The organism is Candidatus Microthrix subdominans (assembly GCA_016719385.1).
In the GTDB taxonomy this organism is placed as follows: Bacteria; Actinomycetota; Acidimicrobiia; order Acidimicrobiales; family Microtrichaceae; genus Microthrix; species Microthrix subdominans.
This window is the reverse complement of the sequence record JADJZA010000001.1, coordinates 1,083,233-1,108,412: the sequence shown is the minus strand read 5'-3', so window position 1 is coordinate 1,108,412 and position 25,180 is coordinate 1,083,233. Positions and strand designations below refer to the sequence as shown.

The 25,180-nt window shown below is 67.2% G+C and carries 22 protein-coding genes and 1 other RNA gene; 5 read left to right on the top strand and 18 right to left on the bottom strand.

Going from position 1 to position 25,180, the window contains the following annotated elements; genetic code table 11:
* The first annotated feature begins 19 nt into the window (after window positions 1-19).
* The 4 genes from smpB to IPN02_05165 all read left to right on the top strand — a co-directional run bounded on the left by smpB (window position 20) and on the right by IPN02_05165 (window position 3,040).
* A complete protein-coding gene (gene smpB / locus IPN02_05180; protein MBK9296252.1) occupies window positions 20-496 on the top strand; it encodes an SsrA-binding protein SmpB in 477 nt (158 codons plus the stop codon).
* A gap of 47 nt (window positions 497-543) precedes the next feature.
* Window positions 544-1,299, top strand: a complete 756-nt coding sequence (locus IPN02_05175) for a hypothetical protein (protein MBK9296251.1) — start codon at window positions 544-546, stop codon at window positions 1,297-1,299.
* Between the two features lie 83 nt (window positions 1,300-1,382).
* Window positions 1,383-1,766, top strand: a transfer-messenger RNA (tmRNA) gene (gene ssrA, locus IPN02_05170).
* A 53-nt stretch (window positions 1,767-1,819) separates the two neighbouring features.
* Complete coding sequence (locus tag IPN02_05165; GenBank protein ID MBK9296250.1) at window positions 1,820-3,040, top strand: phytanoyl-CoA dioxygenase family protein; 1,221 nt, start codon at window positions 1,820-1,822, stop codon at window positions 3,038-3,040.
* Here IPN02_05165 and IPN02_05160 read toward each other — a convergent pair.
* Window positions 3,037-3,993, bottom strand: coding sequence for a TIGR01777 family protein (locus IPN02_05160; protein MBK9296249.1), 957 nt, complete (start codon window positions 3,991-3,993; stop codon window positions 3,037-3,039). The two genes, IPN02_05165 and IPN02_05160, sit on opposite strands and share 4 nt — an antisense overlap.
* Window positions 3,990-4,379 (bottom strand): hypothetical protein, encoded by a 390-nt coding sequence (locus tag IPN02_05155; protein ID MBK9296248.1) that lies wholly within the window; start codon window positions 4,377-4,379, stop codon window positions 3,990-3,992. Before IPN02_05155 ends, IPN02_05160 begins: the two co-directional genes overlap by 4 nt.
* Before the next feature lie 54 nt (window positions 4,380-4,433).
* Between IPN02_05155 and IPN02_05150 the strand changes: the two genes are divergently transcribed.
* Window positions 4,434-5,162 (top strand): MerR family transcriptional regulator, encoded by a 729-nt coding sequence (locus IPN02_05150; GenBank protein MBK9296247.1) that lies wholly within the window; start codon window positions 4,434-4,436, stop codon window positions 5,160-5,162.
* Window positions 5,163-5,196: 34 nt separating this feature from the next.
* Here IPN02_05150 and IPN02_05145 read toward each other — a convergent pair whose 3' ends face one another.
* From IPN02_05145 to IPN02_05070, 16 genes are all read right to left on the bottom strand, one after another.
* The gene (locus IPN02_05145) at window positions 5,197-7,143 is read right to left on the bottom strand and encodes a DUF2207 domain-containing protein (protein MBK9296246.1); all 1,947 of its coding nucleotides are present in this window, start codon (window positions 7,141-7,143) and stop codon (window positions 5,197-5,199) included.
* A 22-nt stretch (window positions 7,144-7,165) separates the two neighbouring features.
* Window positions 7,166-8,062, bottom strand: a complete 897-nt coding sequence (locus IPN02_05140; GenBank protein ID MBK9296245.1) for an ABC transporter permease — start codon at window positions 8,060-8,062, stop codon at window positions 7,166-7,168.
* A 50-nt stretch (window positions 8,063-8,112) separates the two neighbouring features.
* Window positions 8,113-8,790, bottom strand: coding sequence for a cell division ATP-binding protein FtsE (gene ftsE / locus IPN02_05135; GenBank protein ID MBK9296244.1), 678 nt, complete (start codon window positions 8,788-8,790; stop codon window positions 8,113-8,115).
* Window positions 8,791-9,016: 226 nt separating this feature from the next.
* A complete protein-coding gene (prfB, locus tag IPN02_05130; GenBank protein MBK9296243.1) occupies window positions 9,017-10,138 on the bottom strand; it encodes a peptide chain release factor 2 in 1,122 nt (373 codons plus the stop codon).
* 44 nt (window positions 10,139-10,182) lie between these two features.
* Window positions 10,183-12,921, bottom strand: a complete 2,739-nt coding sequence (secA, locus tag IPN02_05125) for a preprotein translocase subunit SecA (GenBank protein ID MBK9296242.1) — start codon at window positions 12,919-12,921, stop codon at window positions 10,183-10,185.
* 13 nt (window positions 12,922-12,934) lie between these two features.
* On the bottom strand, window positions 12,935-13,555 hold the full coding sequence (locus IPN02_05120; protein ID MBK9296241.1) for a ComF family protein: 621 nt from the start codon (window positions 13,553-13,555) through the stop codon (window positions 12,935-12,937).
* An 87-nt stretch (window positions 13,556-13,642) separates the two neighbouring features.
* The gene (rpmA, locus tag IPN02_05115) at window positions 13,643-13,897 is read right to left on the bottom strand and encodes a 50S ribosomal protein L27 (GenBank protein ID MBK9296240.1); all 255 of its coding nucleotides are present in this window, start codon (window positions 13,895-13,897) and stop codon (window positions 13,643-13,645) included.
* Window positions 13,898-13,913: 16 nt separating this feature from the next.
* Entirely contained in the window at window positions 13,914-14,219 is a 306-nt protein-coding gene (rplU, locus tag IPN02_05110; protein ID MBK9296239.1) for a 50S ribosomal protein L21, read from the bottom strand.
* Window positions 14,220-14,373: 154 nt separating this feature from the next.
* Window positions 14,374-16,095, bottom strand: a complete 1,722-nt coding sequence (locus IPN02_05105) for an Rne/Rng family ribonuclease (GenBank protein MBK9296238.1) — start codon at window positions 16,093-16,095, stop codon at window positions 14,374-14,376.
* A 12-nt stretch (window positions 16,096-16,107) separates the two neighbouring features.
* Window positions 16,108-16,806, bottom strand: a complete 699-nt coding sequence (locus IPN02_05100; GenBank protein ID MBK9296237.1) for a DUF2344 domain-containing protein — start codon at window positions 16,804-16,806, stop codon at window positions 16,108-16,110.
* Window positions 16,803-18,779: a TIGR03960 family B12-binding radical SAM protein gene (locus tag IPN02_05095; protein ID MBK9296236.1), complete on the bottom strand. Its 1,977-nt coding sequence runs from the start codon at window positions 18,777-18,779 to the stop codon at window positions 16,803-16,805. The genes IPN02_05100 and IPN02_05095 overlap by 4 nt, the downstream gene beginning before the upstream one ends.
* A 68-nt stretch (window positions 18,780-18,847) precedes the next feature.
* Complete coding sequence (gene rodA / locus IPN02_05090; protein ID MBK9296235.1) at window positions 18,848-20,008, bottom strand: rod shape-determining protein RodA; 1,161 nt, start codon at window positions 20,006-20,008, stop codon at window positions 18,848-18,850.
* 58 nt (window positions 20,009-20,066) lie between these two features.
* The gene (locus IPN02_05085; GenBank protein MBK9296234.1) at window positions 20,067-22,112 is read right to left on the bottom strand and encodes a hypothetical protein; all 2,046 of its coding nucleotides are present in this window, start codon (window positions 22,110-22,112) and stop codon (window positions 20,067-20,069) included.
* A 179-nt stretch (window positions 22,113-22,291) separates the two neighbouring features.
* Entirely contained in the window at window positions 22,292-22,786 is a 495-nt protein-coding gene (gene mreD, locus IPN02_05080; GenBank protein ID MBK9296233.1) for a rod shape-determining protein MreD, read from the bottom strand.
* Between the two features lie 27 nt (window positions 22,787-22,813).
* Window positions 22,814-23,893 (bottom strand): rod shape-determining protein MreC, encoded by a 1,080-nt coding sequence (locus tag IPN02_05075; GenBank protein MBK9296232.1) that lies wholly within the window; start codon window positions 23,891-23,893, stop codon window positions 22,814-22,816.
* A gap of 13 nt (window positions 23,894-23,906) precedes the next feature.
* Complete coding sequence (locus IPN02_05070; protein ID MBK9296231.1) at window positions 23,907-24,932, bottom strand: rod shape-determining protein; 1,026 nt, start codon at window positions 24,930-24,932, stop codon at window positions 23,907-23,909.
* Window positions 24,933-25,180 lie beyond the last annotated feature (248 nt).

Genomic DNA, 25,180 nt, shown 5'->3' with positions numbered 1-25,180 from the left:
CGGCGGGTAGCCTGCGGTGATGGGTGACGAGGAGAAGCTGATCGCCACCAACCGCCAGGCCTCTCGCCGCTACGAGCTGCGCGACACCTACGAGGCGGGCTTGGTGCTGGTCGGGTCCGAGGTGAAGTCGTTACGCGAGGCCAAGGGCGTGCAGCTCACCGAGTCCTACGCCGACGTGTCCCAAAGCGGGGAGATGTGGCTCCGCAGCCTGCACATCGCCGCCTACACCCATGCCCAGGACCACTCGGGCCACGAGCCCACCCGCCCCAGGAAAATGCTGTTGCACCGCCTCGAGCTGGACCGGATCGCCGCCAAGGTCGCCCAGGAGCGCTTGTCGATCGTGCCGCTCCGGCTGTACTTCAAGGGCAGCCGGGTGAAGGTGGAGTTTGCGCTCGGCAAGCCCAAGAAGACGGTCGACCGGCGGCGCGACATCGCTGAGCGGGACGTCAAAAGGGAAACCGAACGGGAGCTGGCCCGCTCGGCCAAGCAGCGGTGAGCGGCGCCCGACCTCGCCACAGGTCGGCCGAACGGGCGCGACGGTCGATGACTACGCCGAGGGCCCGCCTCCTCGCCGTTCTCGCAGCACTGTTGCTGATCGCCACCCCGGCCTGCGCCGAGGAGGTGGCGACGAACCCGCTCGACGAGCTGCTCATCGCCATCGACGCCACCCGCGCCGTCCCTACCGGCCGCTACTCGACCACGTCACCTCGGCAATCCGCCTTGGGCGAGTACGACGCCGACGGGGTTCGCCTGATGGCGGCGGCGTGCCCGGACATCCAACCGCCCTGCCCGGAGATCCGGTTGATCGGTCGGCTGGCCTACGTCAGGTCGTCGTCGCTTCCCGCCATCGGGGCCTCGACCGGCTGGTTGACGGTTCCGCTCGACGAGCTGGGGCCATTGGAGAACCGCTCGCCGGGGCTTGCCGACGAGGTCGCCGCCCTCGGCGGGGCGCCGCCGCCCGGCATCGGGCCGACCCTTGCGGCGCTCCGCACCTCGAGGCGAGCGCCACGGATGGACACCGGGCCGCTGCGGGCCGAACTCGACCTGACCGACCTGGACCGGCTGTCACCGCGCGACCAGGATGCGGTCGTCGCCTGGGCTGCGTTGTGGGCCCGGCGGGGCGGCGAGCGAAACGTCACCGCCGACGTGTCGATCACGTCGGATGGCCATGTCGAGATGGTGGTGTTCGATCCCGACGGCGACACCCCGGCCGGGCCGATGACGGTCAAGCTCTTCGACCTGGGCGCTCCGATCGAGGTGACCACCCCCTCGATCACCGAGTCGACCCCGCTCCGCTGAGGTCAACCGGTCACCTCATCACCCAGCGGCCAGTCCGACACGGCGATTGGGCGGCGGGCGAGTATCTTGGATGGCTGACACCAGGGGCTGATCGGTTTCGACGTTGAGACCAGGAAGTCGCTCGTGCGACCCGAGTTGCTCAGACTCGCTAAACGGGGCAACCAAAAGAACCGGCAAATCCGAGTTCGCTCTCGCAGCCTGATTTAGTTCAGTCTGAAGAGAGTCATAGTGACCGGCAACGGCGCACGGGGCCAGATCCTCACAGCCCGGCAACAGAAGTGGGGATGGACAGCAGGGAAAGACCGCTGACGGTGAGAAAGACCACTGACTCCGAGGAAAGACTCGGCGGTGATCGAAAGATCAGTTGACCCGCCAGCGTGGCAGCCGCAAGCCACAAGTCGGGAACGGTCGTAGCGCGGTCGATAACCACTTAGCGGACGGGGGTTCGATTCCCCCCAGCTCCACCAAACGAACCGAGCACGGCACAGTTGCAGTTCTCTCTCGATCCCGGAGGTTGAGCGTGATCAGCGATCGTCAACGCTTTCCCCAACAGGGCCTTCGATCGGCCCATAGCGGTCCCTCGCAGGACCACGCACGGCGCGTCCTCGCCGGCCGCGGCACCCGCGGGCTCGGCCCGATCACGATGCGGGTGGGCGACGAGGTCATCACCGTCCTTCCGGCCGACCCCGCCATCCTCGACGACCCCGTGACCATCGTCGATGGGCCAAGCGACGACGCCGAGGTCGTGGTCGAGTTCGCGAGCCCCGAGGCCTTCTCCGACTTCAGCCACGAAATGCGCACCGTCGCCGGGCTGCACGTCACCGGCGCAGTCAGCCACCCGGTCGGTGGATTCGCCGAGTTCGATGACTGGGAGCCGGCCCTTCGGGCGCTGTACCACGGGCGTCCGGTGTACGACCCCGCAGATATCGACCTCGCCGACGCTGAGCGCTCGTTCGACTGGGACGAGGTCGACAACGACCCCGACGTCGCCGACGATCTGGCAGCCTTCCTACGACGCTACGGCTGGGCTCACGTGCGCAACGTGTTCAACGCCGGGGAGATCGCCACGCTCAACGCCGAGGTTGATCGGGTCGAGGCGGCCGCCAGCCCGGACACGCCCGGATCGTGGTGGACCCACGATGGTGACGGCGATGAGCAGCCCTGTCAGCTGCACTACCTCGGCCTCGCCTCGACGGTGATCGGCGCACTCGACCACGATCGTCGCGTCGAACGACTCGTCGGGCTCAGCGGCGACGACCTGGCCAACCACCCGGACCGGGCACTCGGCACGTTTGCCGTGCTCAAACGACCGACCGCCGCGGAGGGGCTGACCAACCTGCCCTGGCATATCGACTGCGGCCTGGGCGGGCACCCCTTGACGTGTCCGGGTCTCCACCTCGCCGTCCAGCTCACCGCGTCCAATCCCGACCTCGGTGCCTTCAAGATCGTCCCGGGGAGCCACGACGCCAGCGTGCGACGCTCCGACGTCGAGGCAGGCCGCTGCCCGGTCGTCACCGCCGACACCCAGACGGGCGACGTGACGCTGCACATGACCCACGCCGTCCACGCCGCCCCGGCGCCGCTCAGCAGTTCGACCGGCCGACGCACCATGTACCTCGGGTTCGGCCCGCAGGACCTGGAGAACGTCATAGGCGCCGGTCAGTCCTTCGACGACTTGATTACGCAGACCAGCACCGACGGCCACGTTCGTTTCAATGCGGGGGCGCCGGGCGCCGTCTAACCGCTGAGCGCACCAGCGGGACGGTGCTTCGCTGACCCCCTGTCGGTGCCGGCGTGTGTCAGCAGGTGGTCTAGAGCGCCGGCGAACCGCTCATGGGTGAACTCGAACCCCGCATGGTCAAGCACGTTCGGGATGCACCGACGGCCGGTCAATGCCAGTCCAGGATCGGTCCGCAGCAGCACCGCACCGACGTGGACGAGCGGCGCCGGCATCGGTGGGGACCACGGTCGATGAACCGCGCGGCGCAGCTCGGTCATCATGTCGCGGTTGCGCACCGGGTTGGGCGAGGTCACGTGCACGACGCCGTCGACCGCCTGAGCATCGAGGAGAAACCTGACGGAGGCGAGGAAGTCGTCGATGTGGATCCAGCTGACCCACTGGTCGCCCGGGCCCATCCGGCCGCCGAGGCCCCAGCGGGCGAGGCGGGTCAGCCGGTTGAACGCCGGGGTGTCGTTGTCGAGCACCACCCCGGTGCGAAGCCGGACGATCCGGTCGGCGACCACGGCCTTGGTGGCCGCCTCCCAGGCCGTCGCTACTCCGGCCATCTGTGGTGGCCCGTCGGCGGGAGGATGGGTCTCGTCGATAACGTCGTTGCCCGCGTCGCCGTAGATGGCCAAGGTGCTCATCTGCAACCACAGGCGTGGTGGCACGCCGCACGCCCGTGACGCCGCCGCCAGCGCAGCGGTGGGCTCCACCCGGGACCGCCGGAGCAACTCGATGTTGGTGGCTGTCGGCCGACGGTCCACCAGTTCTCCGGCGAGGTTGACGACGATCGCCCCCTCCAACTCGGACGCCCAGTCGCCCACCGCCCTCCCGTCCCACAGTGCCTGGCGAAACCGTAGATCGGACTTCGGTGACCGGGTCAGAATCACCACGTCGTGGCCGGCACCCTCGAAGTCGGTGGCCAGCCGTCGCCCCAACGCACCCGCTCCGCCGGCGATCACCACCCTCATCGGGCCGGCTCCGCAACGTTGGAAACGTGCGTCGGGACCATGGACGGGACCGGTGTCCAAGTGACGTCGACGTGTTCCATCAGGTAGGCGTTCGCCGACTCGGCGGTGGCGAATCCGCCCAGAAAGGCCGACGTCAGCGAGAGGACGTGCACTGGACGAACATCTGTGCGGTTCGGCTGCATGCGCACGGCCTCCACGCCACCGTGCCGATCGGGGGAAAGGCCCACCTGGGCGCCGACGCACACCAGGCCCACCTCGGGCTGACGCTCGGCGACGATGCGGTCCGTGTCGATGTCGACGGCCAGCCCGAGCCCGGTCGCCAAGCCACCGGCATCGGCATCGGCATCGGCATCGGCATCGGCATCGGGCTGCTCAATGGTGCTCATGATCGTTATGCTATCATGTGCTCACGCATTATCCACCCATCGAACGGACAAGCAGTGACCGACGAGTTCCGTCTTGACGAACTGGCACGACGGGCCGAGGTGGCCTCCACCACCGTGCGCCTCTATAGAAACCGAGGACTGCTCCCGCCACCGCGGCTGGTTGGCCGGACCGGATGGTACGACGCTGGCCACCTCAACCGCCTGCGGCTCATCACGCGCCTGCAATCTCAGGGTTTCTCCCTCTCGGGCATCCGCGAACTCCTCGACCAATGGGAGCAGGGCCGAAGCTTGGACGCCATGCTGGGAGTGGAGGATCAGTTGGGTGCGCTACTCGGCGAACCGCAGGCCACCACGATCGCTCCGTCCGAGCTCGCCTCGCAGTTTCCAGACAACGCCCTCACCGTGGAGCTGATGCAACGGGCCACCGAGCTTGGACTGGTCGAAATCCTCGACCAGGACACCGTTCGAGTGGCCGATCGCCGATTTATCGGCGCCGGGGCCACCCTGGCCCACCTTGGCATTCCGTTGGCTGAAATCCTGGACGAGTGGCAGGCCCTGCGCTCCCAGACCGATCTGGTCGCCGACCGGTTTATCGGGCTGTTCGAACGCCACCTGGTACCCGATGAGTGGCGGACAGATCTGAGCACCGAGCGGGCCAAGGATCTGGCTGACGTGCTCGCTCAACTTCGGGCGACGGCGCAACAGGTGCTGGCGGCAGCCCTCGACGCCAGCATCGCCGGGCTAGGACGTGAACGCCTCGCCGAGCTGCTGCCCGATGGCTGAGCGGCGACAACGCTCGGCGGGTCACCGCCGCTCCCTACCAGCTGCCGCCTCCACCGCCGCCGAAGCCTCCGCCGGAGAACCCTCCCCCACCGAAGCCGGACATGCCGCCCGCTCCCCCGGCGCTGGAGCGCTGCACCGCCGAGAACGTGCCGGCGGCGTAGGAACCGAAGTGGTTGAGGCTGTGGGAGAAGATGATCCAGTCGAAGGGCCGCGGTGACACCCACCACCCCATCTGCTCGGACGGCACCACTCCCTCGGCGCTCAGCTGGGCGAAGGTCTGGGCCCACCGTTCGGTCATGCCGAACACCATCGCATAGGGCAGGTAGCGGCTAAAGAGGTTTTGTTCGGCGGCCCAGTTCTGACGGTCGCCCTCACCGGCGGCGAACATCTCGCGAAAGCCCAGCACCCGCCGGTACATGGCGGTTCCCTTGCCGGTCCGGGCCGGCATGTTGATCGACAGCGCCATCAGCGCAAAGGCACCGAGGACCAACGGTAGGCCGACCAGCGCCCAGCGGGTGAAGGCGATGAGCAGCACCCACAGGCCCCCCGCCGCCAGCAGCGCCATGACGCCGACGCCGAGCCAGCTGGCGCGGGTGCGATCGGGGCGCTTGCGATACCAACCGTGGGACACCATCTCGTCGTACATCTGCGACTGCACGATCTTCAACCGGGAGCTGAACGAGTACTTCAGTTCCGCCAGGGTCGTTTCGCTGCCGGAGGCGAACACCGACGTCAGCAGGGTTGTCTCGTAGGGAACCAGGCCGGTGTGGTCGGTGTTGAGCTGCACGAGCCGGTAGTCGCCATCGGTCAGGTCCTCGACCCGCAGGTAGCCCCGCACGGCCAGGTCGATCAGCGTGGCGGACACATCGATGTTGTCGGCCCGCTCGTCGATGATCGTGCCGGCCGCTCCCGGCAGGATCTGGTTGGGGGGAACGAACTCCACCGTGACGCCGTCGTGACGGGCAAGCCCCATGCGTTGCTCGTCCTCGGTATCGCTGCCAAAGCTCTGGTCGACCGCCGATCCGACGAACGTGCGGTCGCGTCCCACCCGGTACCCCAACAGCGCCACCACCGCCGCCACCAGCGCGCTCAGCAGCGCGCCGACGCCCACGGTGGCTGGGGTCAGCGAGAACGCCCGCTGCAAGCTCCACACCTCGTCGAGGATGGGCTCGGAGTTGGAAAAGGTCCCCTCGGGCACCTTCAGGTAGAGCGTGGCGCCCTGGCCGTTGCCCAGGCCGGACTGGCTGACCTTGGCCGTATCGCCGGAGAAGGTGGCCTGGTCGCAACCCTCGGTGCCGCCGTACCGACCGGAGAAGCAGTTGATGTCGTCGATCGTGCCCGGCATTTTCACCGTTGCGGTGGCGGCGTCGATCGGCACCCGCCACTGGTCCCCCACCAGGTTGAGCGGCACCTCTTCGTAGCCATCGAACGCGTTGACCACGCCCTTCAGCTCGTATCGGAGCACGTAGGTCTGGGGACCGGAGACCGTTTTGTCGGGGTCGCCGACCCGGATGCGCTCGATGCTGTCCTCGTGGATCACTTCCACGTCGCTGGGCGCACCGGTAGGGCTGCTCGCCGAGAGGTTGGTCAACGGAGTGACACGCTCCCACCGACCGGAACTGTCCCGACCATCCAGGATCGGGTCATCGGCGTTGAGTGAGGTTCGAACCTGGATGAAGCGTTCCAGGCCGTGACGCGACGCTGTCCCGAAGTCGTAGTCGATCGTCTCGGTGACCTTGGCGGTGCCGTCCTTGGTGAGCTCGGCCTCGAAGTTGTAGTCGGTGATGCGCTCGCCGAATTGAGCTCGCAGCGCTCCGCCCGACTGAACAGAGGACCAACCCCGGCCGTCCAGGTGGCCCGAGGCCCCCGCCGGCGCGGCCCCGCCACCGACGGCCACCAGGCCGAAGACGACGCTGAGCAGCCCGAGGACCACCGCTCGTCGCGAGCGTCCAAGCCAACCCGACTGGTACCGATCGATCATCGGGCCACCATACCGGGGCGAACTAGGTCTTCAGATACCAGGAGACCGACAGCGTCGAGCCGATCGCACCGACGACCAACGCCACGCCGATCAGAAGCAGCATCACCCAGGCGACGTTGCCGTCGGTCCACCAGATCGCCCCGAAGAACGACTGCACGTCCTTGTTGACGAAGCTGGTGCGCCACACCCAGGTGAGCCCCCACAGGCCGGCGGTGGCAGCCGCCCACCCGATGAGGGCGTGCACCACCCCCTCGAGGATGAAGGGAATCCTGATGAACCAGTTGGTTGCCCCCACCAGGCGTTGCACTTCTATCTCTCTTCGGCGCGCAAACACCGCCGTCTGGATCATGAACACGATCAACAGCGCGGTGGCGACCAACAACACGACCGCCAACACGATGAAGAACGTCGACAGGTTCGACAGGAAGCTCTCCATCTGCTTCACCGCGTCGAGCGCGAACTCCACCTTGTACACGCCGGGCTCGTTCTGAAAGCTCTGCCCCAGCTCGGACACCACGTTGGACTGCGGGTTGGTCGGGGTCACCCGGAACGACTGCGGAAGGTCCTGCGGCTCGACCGACGCGACGATGTCGGGATCGTCGCGGAACAGCTGCTGGAACTCCTTGAAGGTCTTCTCGGTGTCGACAAAGGTGATGTCGGACACCTGCGGCGAGGCCGCAAGCTTGCCCTCGACCTGATCGATCTTCTCCTGGTCGGCGCCGGGTTGCATGTAGACGATGAACTCGACGCCGTCCTTCCAACGCTCGAAAGCGTGGTCCACACCGGCCACGAACAGCAGTGCCCCGCCGAGGATGCCCAGCGACACCCCGAACGTGATGATGCTGGCAACCGTCAACAACAGGTTGCGCAGCAGGTTGTTGGTCGTCTCGCGTACGACGTAGTCGAGTCGCATCGCCATGGTTCAGCCTCGCTGAGGTTCGCGGTTGAGCAGGTGGGAGGGGGTGAGCATCATTCGTACACGCCGCGGGCCTGGTCGCGCACGATGCGGCCCCGGTCGAGCTCGATCACCCGGCGGCGCATCGTGTCGACGATGCCCCGGTCGTGGGTGGCCATCACCACCGTGGTTCCGGTGCGGTTGATTCGGTCGAGCAACTTCATGATGCCCACCGACGTCGCCGGGTCCAGGTTGCCGGTCGGCTCGTCGGCCAAGAGGATCAGCGGCCGGTTGACGAACGCCCGTGCGATCGACACCCGCTGCTGCTCGCCGCCGGACAACTCGTGAGGGAAGTTCTCCGACTTCTTTGATAACCCGACCAGGTCCAGGATCGCCGGCACCTGGGTGCGCACGACGTGGCGCGGCCGGCCGATCGCCTCCAGCGCAAACGCAACGTTCTCGGACACCGTTTTGTTGGGCAACAACTTGAAGTCCTGAAAGACCGCTCCGATGTTGCGGCGCAGGTACGGCACCTTGTACCCGGGCAGTTCCCCGATGTCCTTGCCCGCCACGAAGATGCGGCCTTCCTCGGGCCGCTCCGACTTGTTGACCAGGCGCATAAACGTCGACTTGCCCGACCCGGACGGGCCGACGAGAAACACGAACTCACCCTTGTTGATGTCGACGTTGGCGTCGCGCAGCGCCACCGAGTCGGACCGGTAGGCCTTGGTGACGCTTTCAAACTTGATCACGTAGTCAACCTCTCGGGCAGGTGGTTCCGGGCTGTGACAACCGGGTATCGGCGATGGTCGGGGGCCACGGTGCCGGAATGTGTCGCCAGACCAGGCACTCTGTGACCAGCCGACTGAAAGATGTTACAAAGCCGCAACACCATGCGGGTGACACCCCGTCCGAAATCGCCCGACATCGCGGGAAACCCGGGGCGGACCACGGTGTGCTGACGGCAGGCCGGCGAGCTCAGGATGCTGTTGCGCCGGCGTTGGCTGTGCGGTTCCAGCGCAACCAGGCCTCCATGAAGGCGTCCAGGTCACCGTCGAGCACCGCCTCTGGGTTGGAGGACTCCATGCCGGAACGAAGATCCTTGACCTGCTGATAGGGCTGGAGGACGTAGTTGCGGTCCTGGCTGCCGAAGTCGACCGCCGCCCCATCGCCGGAGAGGGCGTCGATCGCATCGAGGCGCTTGCGGCGTTCGAGCTCCAACAGCTTCGACTTCAGCAGCGCCATCGCCTTGTCCTTGTTCTGGAACTGCGATCGTTCGTTCTGCACCGCCACCACCGTGCCGGTCGGCAGGTGGGTGATCCGTACGGCCGAGTCGGTCGTGTTGACGTGCTGGCCACCTGCGCCCGACGACCGGTAGACGTCGATGCGCAGATCCTTGTCGTCGATGTTCATTTCCTTGTCGACGTCCTCGAGGAACGGGGTCACCCGCACCGACGCAAAGCTGGTCTGGCGCCGGGCATTGTTGTCGAAGGGTGAGATGCGCACCAGACGGTGCACGCCATGCTCGGAGTGGAACCAGCCGTAGGCGTTGCGACCCTTCAGCAGGAAGGTGGCCGACGACAGCCCCGCCTCCGTGCCCTCCGAGACCTCCTGGAGTTCCAGCGTGAAATCGTGGCGTTCGACCCAGCGCTGATACATGCGCAGCAGCATCTCGGTCCAGTCCTGGGCATCCACCCCGCCGGCACCCGAGTTGAGCTCCACGATGGCATCGCCCTCGTCGTAGTCACCCGTGAAGAGCGCCCGCAGCTCGAGCCGATCGAACTCCTCGGTCAGCGACTCGACGCCGGCCGAGATCTCGGGTTCCAGCGACTCGTCGTCCTCCTCGCGCGCCAGCTCGTGCAGGGTGGTCAGGTCCTCGAGCGCAGCGTCGAGACGTTCGAAGAGCTGGACGTCATCGCTCGCCCCGGCGAACTCCCGCTGGATCGCCTGGGCCTCCTCGGCGTTGTCCCACAGGTCGGGACGGGCCAACTCCACCTCCAGCTGGGGTAGGCGTCGACGAAGCTGCTCGACCCGCAGGTACTCGGCCGCCTCGTCGCGCTCTCCGGCGAGGCGCCGCAGTGCATCGGTGAAATCCTGCATCTACACCGCTCCCGAACTCGCCGCGCCGCCCGCTGGGTCGCCGATCACTGGGCTCCAGCGGGGGCGCCGTGACACTTCTTAAACTTCTTCCCGCTGCCGCAGGGGCACGGCGCGTTGCGCGGGGTCTTGTCCCAGTCGCTCTTCACCACCGGCTGCGCAGCCTCCGGCTCCGCAGGTGCGGCCTGGGCGCCGTCGCCGGAGTCCGCCTCCTCCTGGCCGCCCCCCATGAGCGCCATCGCCGGCGTCCCCGAGTCATCGCTGGGGTCGGTCGGGCCCTGGGTGACGATGTTGCCCACTTGAGCCTCCGGCACCTCGTCGCGCACCACGTTGACGTGCATCAGGTACTTGACGAACTCCTGGGCGATCGTATGGATCAACTGCTCGAACATGCCGTAGCCCTCGCGCTGCCACTCGGTGAGTGGGTCGCGCTGGCCCATCGCCCGCAGGCCGATGCCGTCCTCGAGGTAGTCCATCTCGCGAAGATGGTCGCGCCAGCGCCCGTCGATGATCCGCAGCATCACCTGGCGCTCGATGTCGCGCATCGTCTCCTCGCCCAGGGTTTCCTCCCGCGCCAGGTACTGGGCGTTGGCCTCGCCCATCAGCAGGTCGTACAGCTCGTCGGTCGACACCGCCTCGTCGAGGGTCGCCTCGGTCAGCTCGGTCGGCCAGAAGGTGCCGATCTCTGACAACAGGCCCTTGAGGTCCCATTCCTCGGAGAACTCCGACACGCAGTAGGTGCGGATGGTGGAGTCGAGCGCGACGGCCAACGCCTCGAGGGCCTCTTCACGCAGGTCGAGACCGTCGAGCACCTCGTCCCGGCGACGGTAGATCACCTTCCGCTGCTCGTTCATCACCTCGTCGTACTTCAGCACGTTCTTGCGGATCTCACCGTTGCGCGTCTCGACGGTGTTCTGTGCCCGCTCGATCGCCTTGGTGACCATCTTGGCCTCGATCGGCACGTCCTCGGGCCAGTCCTTGCCCATCACGAACTGGATGGCCCCGGTGGCGAAGATCCGCATCAGCTCGTCCTCGAGGGACAGATAGAAGCGGCTTTCACCCGGGTCACCCTGGCGACCGGCCCGGCCCCGCAGCTGGTTATCGATCCGACGGCTCTCGTGGCGTTCGGTACCCAGCACGTACAGGCCGCCGAGCTCGCGCACCTTGTCGCCTTCGGCCTTGACCTCGGCGGCCCAATGGGCCCGTCGTTCATCGAGGAAGGCCAGTCCCTCCTCGCTCTCGGGATCGATGTCCTCGCCGGCAAGGTCACGCTCGGCCAAGCCTTCCGGGTTGCCGCCCAGGATGATGTCCACTCCCCGACCGGCCATGTTGGTGGCGACCGTGACCCCGCCGATGCGACCGGCCTGGGCCACCACTTCGGCCTCACGGGTGTGCTGCTTGGCGTTGAGCACCTCGTGGGCGATCCCGCGCTTCTGAAGCTCGCGCGACAGCACCTCGGACTTCTCGACCGAGACCGTGCCCACCAGCACCGGCTGCCCGGTGGCGATGCGCTCTTCGATGTCGTCGGCAACCGCCGAGAACTTGCCCATCTCCCCGCGGAAGATCAGATCGCCCTCGTCCTTGCGGGCCAACGGCTTGTTGGTGGGGATCGGGACCACCTGCATGCCGTAGGTGCTCATGAACTCGGCGGCCTCGGTCACCGCCGTGCCGGTCATGCCGGCCAGCTTCTCGTACATGCGGAAGTAGTTCTGCAGCGTGACGGTGGCCAGGGTCTGGTTCTCTTCCTTGATCCGCACCCCCTCCTTGGCCTCGACCGCCTGGTGCAGGCCCTCCGACCAGCGGCGGCCTTCAAGCACGCGGCCGGTGAACTCGTCAACGATCTTCACCTGACCCTGGCCGACCAGGTAGTCCTTGTCGCGCTGGTACAGCTCCTTGGCCTTGAGGGCCACGGTGAGCTGATGCACGAAGTTGGCGGTCGGGTCGTCGTAGAGGTTCTCGACGCCGAGCGCCTTCTCCACCTTCTCGATGCCCGGCTCGAGGGGCGCCACCTGACGCTTCTCCTCGTCGACCTCGTAGTCGACGTCGCGCTTCAGCGCCCGGACCACCGCAGCAAAGCGGTAGTACAGCTTGGCCGCATCGGTGACCTGGCCCGAGATGATCAGCGGCGTACGCGCCTCGTCGATCAGGATCGAGTCGACCTCGTCGACGATGCAGTAGTTGAAGCCCCGCTGCACCTGTTCGCCACGGGACAGCGACATGTTGTCGCGCAGGTAGTCGAAGCCGAACTCGTTGTTGGTGCCGTAGGTGATGTCACACGCGTACTGGGAGCGCTTGAACACCGGGTCGTTCTGGTTGGGTAGCACCATGCCGATGTCCAGGCCGAGAAAGCCGTGGACCTGGCCCATCCACTCCGCGTCGCGCTTGGCCAGGTACTCGTTGACCGTGACGACGTGAACGCCCTTGCCGGTCAGCCCGTTGAGATACACCGGCAGCGTCGAGACCAGGGTTTTTCCCTCACCGGTCTTCATCTCGGCGATCCAGCCGAAGTGAAGCGCTGCGCCGCCCATCAGCTGCACGTCGTAGTGCCGTTGACCGATCACCCGCTTGGCGGTTTCACGAACGACGGCGAAAGCCTCGATCACCAACGTGTCCAGCTCCTCCCCGTTGTCGAGACGGTTGCGGAAATCGGTGGTGCGGCCGCTCAGGTCGCCATCGGAGAGCGTTTCCATCTCCGGCTCGAGCGCGCCGATTTCTGGGACGAGGTCGGAGAGGGCGCGGACTTTGCGTCCCTCACCGGCCCGAAGAATTTTGTCTAGGAAGCCCATAACGTCGACGAGTCTACCGATGCGGTGGTGGGTGGTAGGGGGTCGCTGCGACGCAGAGGGCGTGCACCGACCGGGCCCCGGCGCCACGAAGCGCCATCGCAGCCCGGGACAGGCTCGAACCGGTCGTCGTGACGTCGTCGATGACGACCACCCGGACGGGCGACGGGCCGGTGGGGCGCAGCACGGGGCCCGTCAGGCGCTGCGCTCGCGAGCGTCCGGTCTGCCCGTGGGGGCCGCCGCTCACCGGGGCCGGGTCACGGCGCAGCAGTCGGGCCGTGCCGGCTGACGGGATCGCCATCCGTCGCGCCGCCGCGGTCGCCGCCTGTGCCAGCAGCTCGGCCTGATCGAAGCCGCGCTCGGCACGGTTCGCCGGGGCTGCGGGCACCCAGCACACCGTGGCTCCGTCCAGCCACGTGCCGCCCATCACCGCCAGGGCCGCCCCCAAGGACCGCACCGCATCGCGATGGCGGCCGTACTTCAGCGACGTGATCAGGGTGGTGGCTACCCCCTCGTAGCGGCACAGCGCGGCGGCGCCGTCGAGCCCATCGGGCGGAGGGCACAGTTCGCCCGCCGCCAGCGGCCGCAGCGCATCGACGCACGCCGCACACGGGCTGGGGCCACTTCGATGACACACGACGCACGACGACCACAGCCACACCCGTAAGTGTGGCTGTGGTCGTGTTCGGTTGTCACCGGGCCGTGCGACCCGTTGTGTTGTCCGCTACTCGGGAGCGACGATGTCGACCATTTTGCGGTTGCGCCGCTGGTCGAAGCTCACCATGCCGTCGGCGAGGGCGAACAACGTGTCGTCCTTGCCGCGACCGACGTTGTTACCGGCGTGAATACGGGTACCGCGCTGACGCACGATGATTGATCCTGCGGTCACCTCGGTGCCGGCATACACCTTGATGCCGAGGCGCTGACTGTTTGAATCACGACCGTTCCGAGTAGAACCGCCGCCCTTGGTCTTTGACATCTATGCCCTCCGTGCTTCAGCGGCTGATGCCGACGATTTCGATGGTCGAGAAGCTCTGCCGGTGCCCATAGCGACGCCGGTTGTTGCTCTTGTTCTTGTACGTGAAGCCGTCGATCTTTTTGCCGCGACCCTCGCCGACCACCCGGGCCGACACGCTGGCGCCACCGAGTTGCTCCGGCGTTGCCAGCACGGTGTCGCCGTCGACCACCATGACCGGGGTCAGGGACAGGTCCTCGGAGTCGTCGTTGAGACGCTCGACGTTGAGCCGTTGGCCCTCTTCAACGCGGTACTGCTTACCGCCGGTCTTGATGACTGCATACATAGTTTGCCGATCGTAGCGTTCCCTCACCCAAACCGTCACGTCGGGGTCGAATGCTCGTTGCAGGAGGGCCGAAGCCGCCCCGGACGTGCGAGGCGTCATGGTACAGCCTGACGGGTGGCCCCCCTCAGCCCGAGACCCGCCGTCGATACGGGCCTCAGCCCAGCAACTCCTCGGGCAACGTCATGCCCCGTCCTTCACAGGAGGCACAGCGGTCGGCGAAGCTCTCCAACAACCCCTCCCCGATCCGCTTCCTGGTCATCTCGACCAGACCCAGATCGGAGATGGGCGCCACGTGCGTTCGGGTCTTGTCCCGGGCCAGGGCGGCCTTAAAGATCTTCAGCACCTCGTCGCGGTGCTTCTTGACGTCCATGTCGACGAAGTCGATGACGATGATGCCGCCGATGTCGCGCAGGCGCAGCTGGCGGGCCACCTCCTCGGCGGCCTCCAGGTTGTTGCGAAAGACGGTCTCCTCGAGCGAGGACTTGCCGACGTTGCGGCCGGTGTTGACGTCGATGACCGTGAGTGCCTCGGTGCCCTCGATGATCAGCGACCCGCCGGACGGCAGCCACACCTTGCGGTCGAGTGCCTTGTGGAGTTGCTCGTACACGTGATGGCGCTCGAAGAGCGACAGCCCCTCCGCAGCCGGGTCATAGTGCTCGATGCGGTCGGCGAGCGCCGGCGACACCGAGGTGACGTACTCGGAGAGCTCTTCGAAGAGCTTGCGATCGTCGACGACCACGGAACGGTGATCGGCGTTGAACTCCTCCCGCACGATCCGGGTGGCAACGTCGGGCTCGCGGTAGAGCAGCCCGGGCTTGGTCTGGGACTTGGCCAGCGCTTCGATCTGGTCCCACTGCCGCAACAGCCGAGCCACGTCGCGCTGAATCTCCTCGGCGGTGATGTTCTGAGCGGCGGTGCGCACGATCACGCCGTGTTGCTTGGGCTTCGCCTTGTCGAGGATCTTGCGCAGGCGTTTGCGCTCATCGTCGGGCAGGCGCTTCGAAATGCCATAGGTGGTCGAGTTCGGCACGAGCACGACGAATCGGCCGGGCAGCGAGACCTCCTGTGTGAGGCGGGCACCCTTGTGGGCGATCGGGTTCTTCGTCACCTGGCACAGGATGAGCTGCCGGGCCTTGAGCACCTCTTCGATGCGTGCCGAGCGCTTGTTCTGGCCCTCGGGCACGATGACGTCGCTGCGATAGACCACAGCGTTCTTGGGCGTGGAGATGTCGACAAACGCCGCCTCCATGCCGGGCAACACGTTCTCGACGCGGCCCATGTAGATGTTGCCGTGGATCTGGGAGGCGTCGTCGGCCTTGCGGGAGACGTAATGCTCGATCAGCTGACGACCCTCCATCACGGCGACGTGGGTGGCCTCGGCCGTGACGTGGATGTTCATTTGGAACCGGCCGACGGCCTGTCCGTTGCGGTGGCGACCCCGGCGGCTGGCCAGCGTCGCCTCGTCGAGCTCGATCGGATCGCCGTCGTCGGTGAGCACCGCCTCGATCGGCGTGGCGCTGGGGCCTCCGCCGCCGCCCTTGCCCTTACCGCCCCGACGGCGGCGCCGACGCTTGGGAGCACCCGAGCTGCCGGAGCCCGACCCTGACGCGCCGTCATCGGACACCTGGGATGCGGAATCCTGGCCACCGGACTCAGCAGCCGGCGCGTCCGAGGGCTGGTTGTGAGCGCCACCCGTGCCCGAGTTGCGTGGGCGCCGTCGCCGGTTCGGCGACTTGTTGGCCTCACCCGATCCTCCCTCGGAGGGCGGCTCGGCACCGCCGGGGCTTCGTTCAGCGACCACCTTGGCCGGGATCGAGTCCCCGATCTGTGGCTTGCGGCGGGGGGCGGGTGATGTCGTGGGGCCTTCTTCGGCCATGGTGGAGTCCTCTCATGACGCACGCCTCAAGGCGTGGCTCACTCGAGGGGGCATCGGCACCGGTTCGGTGCGGCTCCCCTCGGTGGTCGTCCATTGGTTGATACGCGTCACCCGGGCCGAGAACGTCAGCGGCTTGAAGGCCGCCAACAGTTCGGGAATCCGGATGCCGCGGGGCGCGGTGGCCAGCTCGATAACGAGCAGGGTTGCGCCGTTGTCGGGGGTGACGTCGATGCTGCGGATGATCGGGCGAAGATCCCAATCGACGTCCTTGCCCTTGCGGCTGACCGTCGCCGGCAACGCCGGCGCAGCCAACAGTTCGGCCGCACGGTCAGCCGCGGCCTGGGTGTCGACGTCGATGCTGCGCAGGTGCCAGGTGCAGGCGTCGACGATCGCCTGCAATGAGCCGTCGGAGCGCTGCACCGCCACGGCGGCGACGGCGTCGATCCCCTCGGGGAGGTGGTTCGACAGTTCGGGCGGCAGCTTGGCGGTGTCGACCGGCCCGGAGAAGTCGACGTCGACGTACTCGGCGAGCGATTCGTGCCCCACCGACAGCGCCAACCCGAAGTGCAGCTTGGGCCGGGGCGAGAAACCTTCCGAGTAGGCCACCGGCTGACCGGCACGGCGCAGGGCCCGCTCCCAGGCCCGCGCCACATCTCGGTGGCCCAGGAACCGGATCTTGCCGGTGACCGTATAGCGGATCCGCACCCTCATGAGCTGACCCCGACGCCCGCCCGGACCGGCGTGCCCAGGCGCACGGGCACGGCACCCAGGTCCGAGGTGACGTTCTGGCCGGTGCCCTGGCTGCCGCCGGCCGGCGGAACCGCCGAGGCCACCACGTGCTCGACGCCGTACCCGGTGCACGCGCCGCAGTCGTAACACGGCGTCCAGCGACAGTCGGGAAGGCCCACTTCGGCCAGCGCATCGGCCCAGTCCTGGGCCAGGAAGTCCTTGTGGAGGCCGGCCGACAGGTGATCCCACGGCAGCGTTTCGTCGGTGTCGCGGTGGCGGTTGGCGTAGTACTCGGGGCTGAGCTCGGCCTCGGCCAGGGCGCGTTCCCAGCGGTCGAGCTCGAAGTACTCGCTCCACTCCTGGAACGTGCCTCCGTCGCGCCACACCGACTCGAGCACCGCTCCGAGGCGGCGGTCGCCGCGGCTGAGCACGCCCTCGATCAACGTGGTCTTGGGGTCGTGCCACTTCAGCTGCACCCCGTGATCGCGACGTAGCTCGTCGCGCAGCAGGTAGATCTTGCGCTGGAGCTCGGTGACCGTGTTCTGTCCGAACCACTGGAACGGGGTGTTGGCCTTGGGCACGAACCCACCCACCGACACGGTCACCGACGGGAACTTGTGATACTTCTTTCCGATCTCGACGCAGCGCCGGGCCAGTTTGGCGATGCCCAGCGTGTCCTCGTCGGTCTCCGACGGCAGCCCGGTGAGGAAGTACAGCTTCATGCGCCGCCAGCCCTCCGAGTAGGCCGCTTCGACCGCGTCGTAGAGGTCCTCTTCCCGGATGAGTTTGTTGATGATCTGGCGCATCCGCCACGTGCCGGCCTCGGGGGCGAAGGTCAGCCCGGTGCGGCGGCCCTGGCGGATCGAGGTGGCCAGACCGACGGTGAAGGCGTCCACCCGGAGGCTGGGGAGCGACACCGACACCTGTCCCGCCGAGATCGGGTCGGACACGATGGCCTGAACCACCGGCTCGATACCCGAGAAATCGGCGGTTGACAGCGACGTCAACGCCACCTCGTCGTAGCCGGTGCGGGCCAGCCCGTTCGAGATCATCGAGGCGACCTGCTCGGCGGGCCGCTCGCGCACCGGACGGGTGATCATCCCCGCCTGACAGAACCGGCAACCCCTGGTGCAGCCGCGGAACACCTCGACGTTGAGGCGATCGTGGACCACCTCGGTCAGCGGCACGAGCTGGTTGCGCGGGTAGGGCCACTCGGCCAGGTCGGCCACCGTGCGTTTCTCGACGACGTCGGGCGCCGAGGCGGCGATGGCCACCGTCTCGATCAGATCGCCGCTACCCGAGTACACCGGCTCGTACAGCGACGGCACGTACACGCCCTCGACCTCGGCCAGCGCTTCGAGCAGCTCCTGGCGGTCGGCGACGCCGGCCCGCTTCGAGCAGGCGATCACCTCGGTGAGCTCCCCCACCGCCTCCTCGCCGTCGCCGAGCACGACAAAGTCGAGGAAGTCGGCCAGCGGCTCGGGGTTGGTCGTGCAGTGGCCCCCGGCGCCGACGAGCGGGTGATCGCCGGTGCGGTCCGCCGAGCGAAGCGGCACGCCGGCCAGGTCGATGCAGTTCAACACGTTGGTAAAGGTGAGCTCGGCCGACAGGTTGAAGGCCACGACGTCGAACTCGACGGCCGGCCGATGGTTGCCGACCGAAAACAGCGGCAGCCCGGCGGCGCGCAGCTCGGCCTCGAGGTCGACCCAGGGCGCATAGGCGCGTTCGGCGACGGCATCGTCGCGTTCGTTGAGGATCTCGCACAGGATTTGCAGGCCCTGGTTGGGCAGCCCGATCTCGTAGCTGTCCGGGTAGACGAGCAGCCAGGCGACCGTGTCGTCGTCGCGTCCCGCCTCGGGGTCGGGAACGATCGCCCCGTCCTCCATGCCGATATAGCGAGCCGGGCGCTGCACCCGCTCTAGCAGGGGTTCGAGGGAACTCCAGATCGACGACATGATCCAGTCAATCTACCGGAGCCGGGCCGGGTGGTGGGCCCGGACCGGGGACGGGCACGCTGGCCCGGCTACGCGACGTCCCACTGGCGCATCTGCACGTTGAGCACCAGACCGACGGCGGCGAACATCGTGATCAACGACGAACCGCCGTAGCTGATGAACGGCAGCGGAATGCCGGTGACCGGCATCATGCCGATCGACATGCCGATGTTCTCGAACAGGTGGAACATGCACATCACCATCACCCCCACGCAGATCAGGCGTCCTTGAGGGTCGGGCGCCACCATGGCGGCGTACCACATCCGCCAGATCAGCACGGCGAACAGACCGATGATCAGGGCCGAACCGGCGAAGCCGAACTCTTCGCCGGCGACGGTGAAGATGAAGTCGGTCTGCTGTTCGGGAACGAAGCGCCCGGTGGTCTGCGGGCCCCGGCCGTACCCGTAGCCGGTGAGGCCACCCGACGACACGGCGATCTCCGCTTGACGAACGTTGTAACAGGCGTCCTCGTTGCCCGGGCAGCGCTCCTGTACGAACGTGGTGAGGCGGTCCTGCTGGTAGTCGTCGAGCGCACCCGAGTTGAGGATGCCGACGACACCGAGCACGGCGATGGCGGCGAGCGCCACCAGGTACCGCCCGCGAATGCCACCGACGAACATCACGCCGGCCCCGATGAAGACGAAGACCAGTGCGGACCCCAGGTCGGGCTGCACCATCACCATCCCCACCGGAAGGCCGACCAGGGCCAGCGAGGCGACCAGCCGGAGAGGCCGGCTGGCAATGCGGTCCCCGCCCAACAAGGCGGCCAGCATCACGATCGTGGCCAGCTTGGCGGTCTCGGCCGGCTGGAAGGAGAACACGCCCAGGTCGAACCAGCCCTGGGTGCCGTTGACCGTTTTGGACACGCCCGGCACCAGCACCGCAACCAACAGGAGCAGTGAACCCAGGTACACCCACTGAGCCTTGGCGATGATCCGGCGGTAGTCGATGGCGGCGACCGCTGCCATGACGCCGACCGACATCAGGGCGAACACCAGCTGACGGGGCAGCATCGATCCGGTCTCGAACTGGCGGCTGGCCGAGTGGACCAGCGCGAAACCGATCAGGGTCAGCGCGCTGACGACCGCCACGATCACCCAGTCGACGTGGCGCCACGCAGCGGTCATGTCGCGGGTGCGAACCGACAACGGTTGCAGCGCCGGGCGGCGATAGTCCGACTGCAGGCTCATCCCACGTTCCCGATCCGTGCACACCTGACCACCGGACGTTCCAACACTGTGCACCTCATCACTTGACGTCCAACGGGGGAACGTCCGGCAACGTGCGATCCTCGCCGACCAGCGGCGCCGGTGGGAGGTTGCCGTCGACGATTGGCCGCATGATCCGCACTGCGGTGGGGCCGGCGGTGTCGCCGCCGAAGCCCGATTCGGGGATGATCACCGAGATCGAGTAGTTGGGCCCGAACGGAGCGTCGATCGGCCCGTACATGGCGAAGACCGATCCGTCGGCCTTCGGGTTGGACTTGGTGCCCGCCTCGGACGTACCGGTCTTGGCCGACCAACGGCCGGGCAGCCCGCCGTACTGCTCCCACATCTTGTTGGCCGTGCCGCGACCGTTGTTGATCACGCCTTCGAAGCCGGCCTGCATCGTCTGCAGGTGATCCTCGCTGAAGGGCACCAGGTCCTTCAGCACCGGGTTGAACACCTCCTGGGCTTTCACCGGGCTGTCCGGCTTGGGGGCGGTGTTGGCGTCGGTTGGGATGGTCACCTTCTGCACGAGCAACGGCTTGTAGTGCCGGCCGCCGTTGGCGATGGTGGCATAGGCGTTGGACAGCTGGAGCGGGGTGACCAGCACCTCGCCCTGGCCGATCGACATGTTGACGTTGTCACCGGCGGTCCAGTTGCGCCGTCCCCAGGGATTCTCCTCGTCGGGCCCCAGGTCCTTCTCGGCGGCGTCGTAGCGCTCGCGGAACAGCTCGGGCGTCGGCAGCCGGCCGGTCTGCTCACCCGCCAGCGCAATGCCGGTCGTGTCCCCCAGGCCGAACTTGGTGCCGGCGTCCTGGATCGGGGTCTCGCCCAGCAGGCCCCGGCCCTGCCACATGCGGTCGGCCAGCCAGTAGTAAAAGACGTCGGAGCTGATCGTCAGCGACGTCTGGGGGTCGGCGAAGCCCAGTGCCGTTCCACCCGCGTTCTGCCGGGTGCAGCCCGGACCGTTGCAGTCGGCGATCGTGTACCTGCCGGTACTGTCCTCGAAGCCGGTCGGGTTACCCGGCCCGAACAGACCGTTCTCCAGCGCTGCGTACAGCGTGACCAACTTGAAGGTCGACCCCGGGGGAAACTGCCCGCTGACCGCCCAGTTGTTGAGCGGATAGCCGTTCTGGGGATCGTTCAGCTCCTCCCACACATCGGTGGAGATGCCGCCCACCAGCGCGCTGGGGTCGTAGGTGGGTACCGAGGCCAACGCCAAGATCGAGCCGTCGTGGGGGGAAATGATCGACGCCGCTCCCTCGGGGGCGCGGTACATCCGGCCGTCCTTGTCGCGCTTGCCCCGCACGTCCGACATGTGCTGCTTCAACACGTGCTCGGCCCACGCCTGGGCATCGACATCGATGTTGAGCCAGATGTCCGACCCCACCTCGGGAGGCGTCTCGTCGCGCACCTGCACCACCTCGCCGGTGCGCGACACCTCCACCGTCGTGCTGCCGGGCGTGCCGCGCAGCTCGGCCTCCATCGACTGCTCAACCCCGCCCTTGCCAACCTCGTCGCCCGGTTCGTAAGGCTTGCCCACCTTGGCTGCCGCGCCGACGAGCGCCTCGTTGTCGAGTTCCGCCTCGTCGACCTGACCGATGTAGCCGAGGATGTTCGACGCGACGTGGCCGTACGGGTAGGTGCGCACCGTCTCGCGTCGCACGCGCACACCGGGGTACTCCTCGCGGTGTTCGGCGAAGAACAGCTCCATCTCCGGGGGTGCGTCCTGGTACAGCGGGATGAAATCCAGGGGCGCATACCGTTGATCGTTCACCCGGTCGGCGATGTCGGAACGCTTCAGCGCCTCGAGGTCGTAGCGGTTGAACTTGTCGGCCAGCGCGCCGTACAGGTCGTTGCGCTCCAATTCGCTCAGGGAGTTGACATCGTCGCGCACCATGCCGACAACGACCGACAGCCGGTTGTCGACCAGGATCTTGCCGTTGCGGTCGAGAATGCGTCCCCGGGGCCCCTGCTGCTTCACCGTCCGCAGGCGGCTGACCTCGCCGGTGGTGGCGAACTCCTCGCGGTTGAGCACCTGGAGGTACCAGAGGCGCGCCGTCAGCGACGCGAAGAGGGAAATACACACGATTCCCACAATCGAAAGCCGCAGGCGCGGGGTGTCATCCATGGCGATCGACCAGTTTGCCAGGCCCCGGTGTCGGAGCGGACCGCGCCCGGTGCAAAACTGTGGATCTCAACATGTCGCGTTCGTCACCTCGTCATCGTCGGTCGCCCCCGTCGATCGTGGGGGTTGGGGCGCCAGCGCTAACGGGCGATGTTCGAGCGGCCGTCCTCGGCCCACTCGATGACGGCGATCGTCGGCAATGCCAGCAACGCGTTGGTCGCCGAGATCAGGCCGACGATGCGCCCGACGTCGGAACCGGAGAGCGTCTCTGCGCCGAAGAGCTGTCCGACCACCGCGTAGAGCAGCGAGCCTCCGGCCGAACCTCCGAGGACGAACAGGGACAATCCCAGCGGGGTGTGGCTGTTGATCATCTCCTCGGCCATCCCCGCCATGAAGCCGACCATGGCCCACACCAGGGCGGTCATGCCGAGCGGGGTTGGCAGCACCGGGTCGATCAGCAGCCCAGCCCAGAACCCGATGACCACGCCACGCCGGGGGCCGGCGACCAGGCCCGCCACGACGGCGATCAACAGGGTGACGTCAGGGTGGACGCCGCCCAGGCGCAGGTCGGAAAACACCCCCAGCTGGAGGATGATCACGCTCGCCAGCACCAGGGCGTACCGCCCCCGCGCCATCCAGCTCATCGATGACCGCAGCGGTTGCTAGGGGCCAACGGGGTTCCCACCGGCACCGGTCGTCGAGTTCGCACCCGATTTGGTCGGATCGGCCGTGGTCGTCGAGGACCCCGGGTTGATCCCCACGTCGCTATCGCCCGGGTCGAAGGGGTCGGCGCTGGGACGCCCGGCCTCGGTGGTCGGGGTCGACGACTCTCCATCGCCGGTGGTTCCATCGCCGGTGCCGCCTGCGTCCGACTTGTCCGCCTCGGGCGTGGTGTCGGGCCGAGGACCGTCCGGGGTCCACTTGATCACCTGGACGAAGTCGAAGGTGGCAAAGTCCGCCGCCAGGTTCACGTCCAGCCGGGTCAGCTTGCGGGCGTCGTCGGCCTGGATTCGACCGACCGTACCCACCGGCAGATCGGCGGGAAAGCGGCTGTCGGCCACACCGGAGGTGACGACCTGCTGGCCCAGCGACACGTCCGCTCCGAGGTCGACCGCCGAGTCGATCACCCACGGCCGGTCAAAGGTGCCAACGCCGTGGCCCACGCCGGGCAGGCCTTGATCGCCGATGCGGACGCTGAAGCGCAGGTCCACCTCGGTGATCAGGCGGATCTGTGAGCGGGTCTCGTAGGCCTTCTCCACTTGGCCGAGCAGACCGTCGGCGTTGACGACGGGCATGCCCTCGGTCACCCCGTCCGCTCGGCCGACGTCGAGGTACGCGGTGTTGGAATCCCAGTTGCTGTTCGGCCCGGACGTCCGGCGGGCCACGACGGTGTCGTAGTCGGCGGTGAACGTGACCCCGACCAGGTCGGCCAGCTCGGTCAGCTTGCGCGACGCCAGCGCCTCGTCCCGGCCCTGGTTCTTCTGAGCGGCCAGTTCCTCGCGCAGCCTGCCGTTCTCCTCCTTGAGCTCGTCGTACTCCGAGATCCCGTGCCACATGTTGCGGAAGGGACGGGTCAGCGAGCCGAGCGCGCCGTCGCCGCCGGTGAGCCCATCGCCCATCGCCGACTTGGTCGTCTCGATCACCCCGACATCGCGCCCGTCGAGGGTGATCAGCGTGATCGAGGCCAGCACGACCACCGAGATGGTGAGGCGCAGGCGCGTTCGACGATCGAAGGATCCCACGGCGACTCCCGTACTACTCGGGGTCGGTCATCAGGACCGTGCCGTAGGCGTCGAACGCCTCCAGCGACTGGCCCGATCCCAAGGCCACCGCGTCCAGCGGGTAGGCCGCCAGGTTGACCGGCATGCCGGTTTCGTTGGCCAGCCTCACATCGAGCCCGCGCAGGTAGGCGCCACCGCCGGACAGCACGATCCCTTGATCCATGATGTCGGCGGAGAGCTCGGGCGGCGTCTTGTCCAATGTGACCTTCACCGCGTCGACGATGGCCGACACCTGCTCGGCGATCGCTTCGCGCACCTCCTTGGTCGAGGTGACGACGGTCTTGGGCAGCCCGGACACCAGATCCCGGCCGCGAATCTCGGCGTAGATCTCTTCTTCCATCGCGTTGGCGGAGCCCAGCTTGATCTTGATCTCCTCGGCCGAACGCTCGCCGAGGGCCAGGCTGTATTCCTTCTTGACGTACTGGATGATGGCATCGTCGAGTTCGTCGCCCCCGACGCGGACCGACTGGCTGGCGACAACGCCGCCCAACGAGATGACCGCCACTTCGGTGGTGCCACCGCCGATGTCGACGATCATGTTGCCGCGGGGCTCGTGAATGGGCAGGCCGGCACCGATGGCGGCGGCGACCGGTTCCTCGATGATGTACACCGGCTTGCGGGCCCCGGCGCGCTCGGCGGCCTCCTTGACCGCCCGCTGCTCCACCCCGGTGACCCCGCCGGGAACGCAGATCACCATGCGGGGCTTGGCGAAGCGACCTTTATGCACCTTCTGGATGAAGTAGCGCAGCATCTTTTCGCAGATCTCGAAGTCGGAGATCACGCCGTCCTTCAGCGGACGGATTGCCTGGATGTGGCTCGGGGTGCGGCCGATCATCTTCTTGGCCTCGTGGCCGACCGCCAGCGGCGAACCATCGATGGTGTTGACCGCCACCACGGAGGGTTCGGACAGGACGATGCCTTCACCCCGGACATACACCAACGTGTTGGCCGTGCCGAGGTCGATCGCGAGATCTCGGCCCATCGAGAAGGTGTTGCGCATGGACATGGGAATACCTCTGCCTCGCCGGCGCCGGTCAGAGCCGGTCAACGGACCAACACTAGACCAGACCGACGACAGCGAACGATCGGCGGGTGCATTTTTTTCGGGGTGTTTTGATGGCTTTTGTTACGACACAAGCGACATCTCGTAACCGAAACTCAATGTTACGGCCTGACGTTCCGCAGGTCTAGGGCGGGGGCAGGTCTTTTCGAGGAATCCCTGCCGACGGCCAGTCAGCGCCGACCCGC

Coding starts and splice junctions, on each gene's coding strand:
- rodA (MBK9296235.1), bottom strand. CDS start 20,008: ATGAGCCTGCAGTCGGACTATCGCCGCCCGGCGCTGCAACCGTTGTCG.
- IPN02_05105 (MBK9296238.1), bottom strand. CDS start 16,095: ATGGCCGAAGAAGGCCCCACGACATCACCCGCCCCCCGCCGCAAGCCA.
- prfB (MBK9296243.1), bottom strand. CDS start 10,138: ATGCAGGATTTCACCGATGCACTGCGGCGCCTCGCCGGAGAGCGCGAC.
- IPN02_05145 (MBK9296246.1), bottom strand. CDS start 7,143: ATGATCGATCGGTACCAGTCGGGTTGGCTTGGACGCTCGCGACGAGCG.
- secA (MBK9296242.1), bottom strand. CDS start 12,921: ATGGGCTTCCTAGACAAAATTCTTCGGGCCGGTGAGGGACGCAAAGTC.
- IPN02_05070 (MBK9296231.1), bottom strand. CDS start 24,932: ATGCGCAACACCTTCTCGATGGGCCGAGATCTCGCGATCGACCTCGGC.
- rpmA (MBK9296240.1), bottom strand. CDS start 13,897: ATGTCAAAGACCAAGGGCGGCGGTTCTACTCGGAACGGTCGTGATTCA.
- smpB (MBK9296252.1), top strand. CDS start 20: ATGGGTGACGAGGAGAAGCTGATCGCCACCAACCGCCAGGCCTCTCGC.
- IPN02_05155 (MBK9296248.1), bottom strand. CDS start 4,379: ATGAGCACCATTGAGCAGCCCGATGCCGATGCCGATGCCGATGCCGAT.
- IPN02_05095 (MBK9296236.1), bottom strand. CDS start 18,779: ATGTCGTCGATCTGGAGTTCCCTCGAACCCCTGCTAGAGCGGGTGCAG.
- IPN02_05100 (MBK9296237.1), bottom strand. CDS start 16,806: ATGAGGGTGCGGATCCGCTATACGGTCACCGGCAAGATCCGGTTCCTG.
- IPN02_05160 (MBK9296249.1), bottom strand. CDS start 3,993: ATGAGGGTGGTGATCGCCGGCGGAGCGGGTGCGTTGGGGCGACGGCTG.
- IPN02_05140 (MBK9296245.1), bottom strand. CDS start 8,062: ATGGCGATGCGACTCGACTACGTCGTACGCGAGACGACCAACAACCTG.
- IPN02_05175 (MBK9296251.1), top strand. CDS start 544: ATGACTACGCCGAGGGCCCGCCTCCTCGCCGTTCTCGCAGCACTGTTG.
- mreD (MBK9296233.1), bottom strand. CDS start 22,786: ATGGCGCGGGGGCGGTACGCCCTGGTGCTGGCGAGCGTGATCATCCTC.
- rplU (MBK9296239.1), bottom strand. CDS start 14,219: ATGTATGCAGTCATCAAGACCGGCGGTAAGCAGTACCGCGTTGAAGAG.